The organism is Stenotrophomonas sp. 278, assembly GCF_003935715.1.
Lineage (GTDB): Bacteria > Pseudomonadota > Gammaproteobacteria > Xanthomonadales > Xanthomonadaceae > Stenotrophomonas > Stenotrophomonas maltophilia_AH.
Window position 1 is genome coordinate 1 of record NZ_RHPP01000153.1, and the last position, 9,099, is coordinate 9,099.

Below are 9,099 nucleotides of genomic sequence, written 5' to 3' on the forward strand. Positions count from 1 at the left end.
GTACCGCTTCGGCACCGCCTTCGGCGACCCGCGCGGCGGCACCGGACAGCGCCAGCGTTGCGCCCTGCGGGAGCAGCAGCCCCGCCACCCCGAAGTGCGCGGCCGAGCGCAGAATGGCCCCGAAGTTGTGCGGATTGCCAACGCCGTCCAGCCACAGGGCCAGCACCGGCTTGTCCGCCGGCAGCGCATCCAGCCATGCGCTGAGCTCCAGCATCGGTGCACGCAGCACGTCGGCCACCACGCCCTCGTGATGGGTGGTGGCGGCGAGCTTGTTGAGGTCGCCCTCTTCCACCACGCGGTAGCCCACGCGATTGGCCACGCACCACTTCAGCACAGGCTGCATGCGCGGGATCATCGCTTCGGTCAGATACAGCTTGCGCAGCGCCTGCGGGCGACGCTCGAACAACGCCAGCACGGCATTCAGGCCGTACAGGCGCAGTTCGTCGCTGCCACGCCCGGGCGGCGTGCCGTGACCGCCGCCCTGCCCGCCGCTCTCGCGGGGAGGCAGCGGCGTGGCGCGGGGCGGGCGCGCCGACGGGCGGCGTGCGTTTTTCCAGGGATCATTCACTACGGGACAGCTCCAGCTTGCGTTGACGCCAGAAGTCGGCGTTTCTGATGCCCAGTGCATCGGGGTCGAAGATCGGGTCCAGGCCCAGCTTCTTCTGCCGCTCATAGTCACGCAGGGCCAGCATGGCCGGCTTCTGGATGATGAAGATGGCAATGATGTTCAGCCACGCCATCAGGCCCACGCCGATGTCGCCCAGGCCCCAGGCCAGGGTGGCATTGTGGAAGGCACCGAAGATCACCATGCCGATGATGCCCAAACGCAGCACCAGAACGGTCAGCGGGCGGTGCCGGTTGTGGTTCACATAGCTGAGATTGGTCTCGGCCATGTAGTAGTACGCCATGATGGTGGTGAAGGCGAAGAAGAAGATCGCCAGCGAGACGAACGAAGCGCCCCATCCCGGCAGCACCGCTTCCACGCCGGCCTGGGCATAACCCGCCCCCTCCGGAATGCCGGCCAGGCCCTGGAAGATCGGCGCTGCGCCCTCCACCGGGGAATACACGTTGTAGGTGCCGCTGGCCAGGATCAGGAAGGCGGTGGCGGTGCACACCATCATGGTGTCGAAGTAGATGGCGAATGCCTGCACGTAGCCCTGCTTGGCCGGGTGCGAGACTTCCGACGCGGCGGCCGCGTGTGGACCCGAGCCCTGGCCGGCCTCATTGGCGTAGATGCCACGTTTGACGCCCCATTCGATCGCCAGGCCCATCATCGCGCCGAACGCGGCATGGGTGCCGAACGCACTTTTGAAGATGATGCTGAACATCTCCGGCACGCGGTCGTAGTTGATGACCATGATGACGAGCGCGGTGAGGATGAAGCCGGCGGCCATGAACGGCACCACGATCTCGGCGAAGCTGGCGATGCGCTTGACGCCACCGAAGATCACCACGGCCAGCAGCAGGCCCACCACGATGCCGATGCCGAGCTTGAGCGCGGCAACCGATTCCATGCCGAACGCCTGGCCGTCGAGCGGACCGCACAACGCACCACCACGGCAGGCGTTGATGATGCTGTCGGCAATCGCATTGGCCTGCACGCCCGGCATCAGGAAACCGGCGGCGATGATCGTGGCGATGGCGAACGCCATCGCGTACCACTTCAGGCCCATGGCTTTTTCAATGTAGTACGCCGGGCCGCCGCGATAGCGGCCTTCGGCGTCCTTGGTCTTGTAGATCTGCGCCAGGGTGCATTCCACATACGATGTGGATGCGCCGAGGAAGCCCATGATCCACATCCAGAAAATCGCACCGGGACCGCCGAAGGCGATGGCGGTGGCCACGCCGGCGATGTTGCCGATGCCCATGCGCCCGGCCATCGACATGGCCAGCGCCTGGAACGAGGAAACACCGGCGTCGGACTTTTCGCCCTTCACGGTGAGGCGGCACATCTCCGCGAAGCCACGAAGCTGCATGAAACGGGTGCGCAGGCTGAAGTACAGCCCCGCGAGCAGGCACACAGCGATGAGTGCCTTGCTCCAGATGATGCCATTGATGAAATGTACGGCTGCTTCCACGCGCTCTCTCCAGTCGGCGGAAATTGAAGGGCGTCCCGTCGGCTGGAAGGGACCGCCTCGATTCTCGCTGATTGAAGCCCCCGCCGATAGGTGCCAACCGTTGGTTGGCACCGTTCAGGTTACGCGTGACCGCCCACGGACGGGGTTTCGGCTTCCTGCTTCTCCAGCTCGCGGGCGACGGCTTCGGGCGAGCGGGTGTACGGGGCGAGCACGGCGTAGAAAGCCGGGACCACGAACAACGACAGGAAGGTGGACACGGTGACGCCGAAGATCACCACGATGCCGATGGTGCCGCGGCTGGCGGAACCCGGGCCGCCAGCGACCACCAGCGGGACGGCACCCACCACGGTGGCGATGGAGGTCATCAGGATCGGACGCAGGCGGACCATCGACGATTCGACGATGGCCCGGTGCACGTCGCGGCCCTCGTCGCGCAGCTGGTTGGCGAATTCGACGATCAGAATGCCGTTCTTGGCCGCCAGCCCGACCAGCATGACGATGCCGATCTGGCTGAACAGGTTGATCGTGCCCCCACTCACGTACAGACCGAGCAATGCGCCGAGCACGCCCAGCGGCACCGTGAGCATGATCACCAGCGGGTGGATGAAGCTTTCAAACTGCGCGGCCAGCACCAGGTACACCACCAGCAGGGCCATGGCGAAGGTCAGCAGCACGGCGCTGCCGGCGTTCTGGTACTCACGCGACTCGCCCTTCCAGTCGATCTGGGCGTGCTGCGGCAGTTCTTCACGAGCGGTCTGCTGGGCCCACGCGATCGCCTCGCCCAGCGGGTAACCCGGAGCCAGGCCGGCACTGATGGTGATCGAGCGCAGCCGGTTGAAGCGGTTCAGGTTACCGGCCTCGGCCACTTCACTGAGGGTGACCAGGTTGGACAGCGGCACCAGTTCACCACTGCTGGCACGTACCCGGATCGCGGCCAGGTCGTCCGGGGTGGCGCGGCCTTCGCGACCGGCCTGGACCAGCACGTCGTACTCCTCGCCGTTGTCGACGAAGGTGGTGACCCGGCGCGAGCCCATCATGGTTTCCAGCGCCGAGCCAATCGCGGTGACCGACACGCCCAGATCGGCCGCACGCTGGCGGTCGATGTTCACCCGCATCTGCGGGCGGGTTTCCTTGTAGTCCGAATCCGGCCCGACCAGGCCGGGGTTGTCGGCCATGCGCGCCAGCATGCGGTCGCGCCACTGGGCGATTTCCGCGTACTCCGGCCCGCCCAGCACGATCTGGAACGGCTGTCCGCCGCTGCGCACCAGCCCGCCACCGACCTGGGTGCGCACGCGCACGCCGCGCATCACGTCCAGGTGCTTCTGCAGTTCCGCAGCGACGTCCATGGTGTTGGTGTCGCGCTCGCGCCAGGGCTGCAGGAACACGCTGATGCGGCCGGTGTGCATTTCCTCGCTGGCCCCGAAACCACCGGGTACGCGCGGGTTGGCGCGGGCGATGGGTTTGTCGTCACCGACGAAGCCGGTCACGATCTGCTCCACCTGCTCCACCTGGCCCACGGTGTAGTCGTAGCCAGCCCCTTCCGGGCCATCGATCATGATCTGGAACGAGCCGCGGTCTTCCGCCGGAGCCAGCTCCGAAGGCAGCACCTTCAGCAGCAGCGCGCTGGCGGCGAGCGCCAGCACCATCACCGCGATGTACATCCAGGTGCGGCCGACGTGCGCGTCAAGGAAACGACCGTAACGGGCCGAAACCCGGTCCAGATTGCGGTTGATGAAACCATGCAGCCCCTTGGGGGCTTGGCCGGTGTGAGGCTTGAGCAGCTTGGACGCCATCATCGGGGTCAGCGTCAGCGCCACGAACGCCGACAACGCCACGGCAGCGGCCAGCGCAACCGCGAGTTCGCGGAACAGGCGGCCGGTGTTGCCCTCCAGGAAGCCGACCGGCAGGAACACCGCCACCAGCACGGCGGTGGTGGCGATCACCGCGAACGCCACCTGCGCGGTACCGCGCTTGGACGCCACCAGCGGCGGCTCGCCGAGGTCGATGCGACGCTGCACGTTCTCCACCACCACGATGGCGTCGTCGACCACCAGGCCGATACACAGCACCAGCGCCAGCAGGGTGAGCAGGTTGATCGAGAAGCCGAACGCATACAGCGCGATGAAGGCGGCGACCAGACACACCGGTACCGTCACCGCCGGAATCAGCGCGGCGCGGAAGCTGCCCAGGAACAGCCAGATCACCACCAGCACCAGCAGCATCGCCTCCACCAGCGTGGCGTAGACGCGGTCTACGGCGGCTTCAATGAAGGTGGTGTTGTCGAAGGCGACGAAGATGTGGGTGCCATCCGGCAGTGTTTCCCCGACCCGCTCGGCCTCGGCACGTGCGGTGCGGGCCACGTCCAGCGAGTTGGCGGTGGACGTCTTGACGATGCCCAGGCCGATGCCGGGTTCGCCGTTGCTGCGGTAGTAGGCGCGGCGTTCGGACGAGGCCAGCTCGATCTTCGCCACGTCGCCCATGCGCACGACGTAGCCGTCCGCGCCCTTGCCGAGCGGAATGGTGGCGAAGTCTTCCGGCTTCACATAGTTGCGCTCCACGCGCAGGGTGAAGTCGCGGTCGGTGGATTCCAGTCGGCCGGCCGGGAGTTCGACGTTCTCGTTGCGCAGCGCGGTTTCCACATCGCCCACGGTGAAGCCGCGTGCGGCCAGCTGGTCGCGGTCGAGCCACACGCGCATGGCGTAGCGTTGGCGACCACCGATGCGGACCTGGGCGACGCCGTCGAGGCTGGAGAAGCGATCCACGACATAGCGGTCGGCATAGTCGCTCAGTTCCAGCGTGTTCATGCTGGAGGACGTCATGTTGAACCAGATGATCGGGTCGGCGTCGCTCTCGACCTTGGCGATTTCCGGCGGGCGCGCCTCTTCGGGCATGCGGTCGGCGACGCGGCTGACGGCGTCACGCACGTCGTTGGCGGCCGCCTCGATGTCGCGGTTGGAGGTGAACTCGATGCTGACCTGCGAGCGCCCGTTGGAGCTGCGCGCGTTGATGGTGTCGATGCCTTCGATGCCGGCCAGCGCATCTTCCAGCACCTGGGTGATGCGGCTTTCGATGACCGCAGCGGAGGCACCGGTGTAATCGACCGAGACCGACACGATCGGCGGGTCGATGGCGGGCAGTTCGCGCAGGGTGAGCCGGGTGAACGACATGATGCCCAGCACTACCAGCAGCAGGCTCATCACCACGGCGAACACCGGCCGCTGGATGGAGATGTCGGAGAGTTTCATCCGGCGCGTTCCACTGGAGCGGTGGCCTTCTGCGCAGGCTGCGGCGGCGGGGTGCCGGCCGGGCCTTCAACGGGTGCCGGCGACGGTGCGGCGGCAGGCGTGTCGCTGACCTTGAGGCCGGGACGGAGCTTGCCGGTTCCGTCGACGACGATGCGGTCGCCGGCCTTCACCCCTTCGCGGATCTCGACGACGCCGGCGCGGCGCGCACCGCTGACCACATCGACGCGTTCGACGCTCTGATCGGCTTTCACGCGATAGACGAACGATTCACGCCCGACCTGGACCACGGCGATTTCGGGAATGACCAGCGCCTGCCGCTCGGGGCGGAACATGCGCACGTCGAGCAGCATGCCGGGACGCAGGGCGTGGTCGGCGTTGATGAAGTCGGCGCGGACGGTGACGGCGCGGGTGCCGGGGTCGACGCGGGTGTCGATGGTGGCGACTTCGCCTTCGAAGGTGCGGCCGGGATAGGCGACGCTGGTGGCGGTGACCTTGTCGCCTTGTCCAAGCGAGGCGAGCTCGGCTTCGGGGACCTGGAAGTCGACGTGCATGCGTTCGATGTCATCAAGGGTGGCGATGACAGTGGTGGGGGTCACCAGCGAACCTTCGCTGACCTGACGGATGCCGAGCACGCCGGCGAAGGGGGCGCGGACGCGGCGGTCGCCGATGTCGGACTGCATTTCGAGCACGCGGGCTTCGGCTGCGTCGCGGATGGCGCGCTGGGTATCGAGGGTGGCACTGGCGACGAGCTGCTGGGCGGCGAGTTCGCGCTGGCGCTTGTACAGCTGGTCGGCCTCGGCAAACGTGGCCTGGGCCTGGACCAGAGCGGCCTGCTGGGCCTGGCCACGCAGGGTGACGAGGGGGGTGCCGGCGGCAACCTGCTGGCCACTTTCGAAGTGCACGCGCTCGATGATTTCACTGACCTTGGCGGTCACGGTGACCGATTCGCGGGCCTTGGCGGTACCGAGGGCCTGGAGGGTGTCGTTCCATGCGGAGGTCTGCACCACCTGGGTGGTCACCGGGACCTGTTCAGCCTGCCGGCGGGCGGCCTCGTCCTTGCTGCCACAGGCGGCCAGAAGGGCCAGACCCAAGCCAGCGGCGATGCGCGCGGTGATGCGTACCAACATGCAGAAAAACCCCAAAGATTCTACGACGGCCGAGTGTAGCGGCCGATCCGTGAGGGCATATGTGCCAAGCGTTTACCGGGGCCTTCACGGCCGTGGGGTGACACCGGAAACCCCTTTCGTGCTGGGCTGTGCGGGGTGTGTGTCGGTGTGTGTCAGTGCGTGTCGGTTTGCCTCGACTTGGTCGCGAAGAGCAGCGTTTCGGTTGTTCCGTGCGGTGCGGGGGCCAGGCACCCTCGCTCCGGGACACGCCGCAAGTACGTCCATGTAGGCTACTCCACGGCATCCATGCCGTGGAGTGTCCCTCCGGAGGATACCTGGCCCCCGCCCCCGATGGTCTATCGCAAACCGGCCGTAGAGCCACGCCCTGCGTGGCTTCGCGGTGCCCGGTTCGCTCGGCCCTCAATACCGGTAATTCACCTTCAACCACGCCGTCCGGCCCGGCTCGTTGATGCGCACGGGATCGGCGGGGAACCCGAAATCCGCACTCCCGGCCAGGTTCAGATGCTCGCTGTAGGCGCGGTCAAACACGTTATCGATGCCGGCGCTGATCGAGAGGCTGTCGCTGAACCTGTATGCGGCATTCAACGCCAACGTGGCGAATCCGGCGCTGGGCCCCAGATCCTGCGCCACCACATTGCCCTGCCCGGTCGCCACGCGATGCTGATGCGCCACCGCGCGGACCAGGGCACCCGCACTCCAGCGCGCGCCTTCCCAGTTGGCGGTGAGGCGGGCTTCCAGCGGCGGCATCTGCGGCAACGCGTTGCCGTTGCTGCGGTTCTCGCCCCACGCGTACGCCAGGGTACTGCCCAGCTTCCAGCCCTGCCCGACCTGCAGTTCAGCACCGGCTTCGGCACCTGCAATGCGCGCATCGATGTTGCTCGCCTGGCTGCTGCTGCCCATCATGCCGCCGGCGCGGTAAGTGAACAGGATGTAATCCTGGATGCGGCCGGCATAGGCGGAAACCCAGGCATTGAGGCGTTCGGTGCGGTACTGCACGCCAAGGTCGAGCTGTGTGGTCTTTTCGGGTTGGATGCTGCTGAACGCGTTGATGCTGCCATCGGGGCCACTGTCGGGCGAGAACAATTCCCAGTAGTCGGGCATGCGTTCGCTATGGCCAACACCGGCATACGCGGTGAGCGCACTGCTGAAATCGCGCTCCCAGCGGAAGAAGCCGCTGCCGAGATCTTCGCGACGGGTCTGGCCGGCGGTGGGATTGGGCATGCCCATCATGCCGCCGCTGCGGCGCTCATCGGTGACCTCGGCGCGGTCGATGCGCAGGCCGGTGACCCAGCGCTGGGCGGTGCCTTCGCCAAGGGTGATCTCGCTGAAGACGCCCCGTTGCGCAAAGCGGGCGTCAACGCTCCACGGCTGCTGGCGGTAGGTGTTGCGACCCATGCCGCTGCGGCTGCGGTGACGGCTGTCCTGGGCATCGAAACCGGCCACGACGGCCACATTCTGCCAGCGCCATTCGGCGGCAACGCGGCCGCCGTTGGTGCGGCGATCAACGTTGGCGGCCATCGGCATCGGCATGCTGCTGGCCATGTTGGGCTCACGCAGGGTGTAGTTGTCCATCAGGTGGTCGGCGTCGTTGTAGTAGACGTTGGCAAGCAGCTTGTCCCACGCACCGGGCAGGTTGTCCCTTTCGAAGCGCGCGGCGTAGCTGGTCCGCTTGAATGCGGCACCGTCCATGCCGCGGCCGGCATAGCGGGCGATGGCATCGCCGGTGCCGGCGGAGAGCTCCAGCACGGTGTCCGCGTCAGGGGTCCAGCCGATGGCGACGTCGCTGTTCCACTTGCGCCACTTCGAAGGGACGACATCGCCGTTGCCGTCTTTGTAGTCATCGGCTTCGGAACGGTTGCCGTTGACCCGCACATAGCCCTGCGAAGCCCCGGCGGTGAGGTCGAGGACCTGGTCATTGCGGTTGCGCGAGCCGACCAGTGCGCTGGCGTCGAGGTCGATGCCGGGCGCGTCGAAGCGCGGCGTTTCGCGCTCGAAGCGCACGGTGCCGGCAGACGCGCCGGCTCCCCAGCGGACGCTCTGGGGGCCCTTGATGATGGTGAGGCGATCGAAGGTTTCCGGGGCGATGTAGGACAGCGGGTTGTCCATGCGCGAGGGACAGGCACCGATCAGATTGCCTTCGTTGCTCACGATGTTCAGGCGCGAACCGAACATGCCGCGCAGCACCGGGTCGCCGTTGGTGCCGCCGTTGCGGATCGCGGAGAAGCCGGGCACGGTTTTGAGGTAATCCGCGCCATCGCTGGCCGGAACCGGCTGGCGTGGCAGGCGTGGGTCGGTGACCCACTGCAGGGGTGAGGACGGCGCGGCGGCGGTGACCACCAGGGTGTCGAGGGTGCGGGCATCGTCGCGCTCGGCGGCGTGCAGCACGGGGTTGATGAGTGCGAGGGAAAGACAGGCTGACAGGCGCGTCAATGCGCCCGGATGGCGGGATGCAAACGTCATGTTGGAACTCCAGGAACACGCAGGAGCACGCGCCACCGTTGGGGGCGTGCGGCTGAAGGGATCGGGCAGGTGTCCGGACGTGGCCGCGCAGCCACGCAGGGCGTGGCTCTACGGTTCAACCGCAGAGTTGCGAGGCATCAACCGGCGAGGTGCGCTGGGGGGCCGCGGGCACCGTGGGCGGGCCAGCGC

The 9,099-nt window shown here is 67.1% G+C and carries 5 protein-coding genes; all 5 read right to left on the reverse strand.

Annotation, left to right across the window (positions count from 1 at the left end):
- The coding region (locus EGJ34_RS18605; RefSeq protein WP_125361949.1) for an RNA methyltransferase substrate-binding domain-containing protein at positions 1 to 568 on the reverse strand (568 nt) is incomplete at its 3' end.
- On the reverse strand, positions 561 to 2,078 hold the full coding sequence (locus EGJ34_RS18610; protein ID WP_125361950.1) for an alanine/glycine:cation symporter family protein: 1,518 nt from the start codon (positions 2,076 to 2,078) through the stop codon (positions 561 to 563). The genes EGJ34_RS18610 and EGJ34_RS18605, both read right to left, overlap by 8 nt.
- Positions 2,079 to 2,197: 119 nt before the next feature.
- Positions 2,198 to 5,323, reverse strand: a complete 3,126-nt coding sequence (locus tag EGJ34_RS18615) for an efflux RND transporter permease subunit (protein ID WP_125361951.1) — start codon at positions 5,321 to 5,323, stop codon at positions 2,198 to 2,200.
- Positions 5,320 to 6,450, reverse strand: coding sequence for an efflux RND transporter periplasmic adaptor subunit (locus EGJ34_RS18620; protein ID WP_125361952.1), 1,131 nt, complete (start codon positions 6,448 to 6,450; stop codon positions 5,320 to 5,322). Before EGJ34_RS18620 ends, EGJ34_RS18615 begins: the two co-directional genes overlap by 4 nt.
- Before the next feature lie 399 nt (positions 6,451 to 6,849).
- Positions 6,850 to 8,910, reverse strand: coding sequence for a TonB-dependent copper receptor (locus EGJ34_RS18625; protein ID WP_125361953.1), 2,061 nt, complete (start codon positions 8,908 to 8,910; stop codon positions 6,850 to 6,852).
- Between the last annotated feature and the right edge of the window lie 189 nt (positions 8,911 to 9,099).

What these genes read in the sequence shown, in the direction of transcription:
- EGJ34_RS18615 (WP_125361951.1), bottom strand. Translation starts at nt 5,323, where the DNA reads ATGAAACTCTCCGACATCTCCATCCAGCGGCCGGTGTTCGCCGTGGTG.
- EGJ34_RS18620 (WP_125361952.1), bottom strand. Translation starts at nt 6,450, where the DNA reads ATGTTGGTACGCATCACCGCGCGCATCGCCGCTGGCTTGGGTCTGGCC.
- EGJ34_RS18625 (WP_125361953.1), bottom strand. Translation starts at nt 8,910, where the DNA reads ATGACGTTTGCATCCCGCCATCCGGGCGCATTGACGCGCCTGTCAGCC.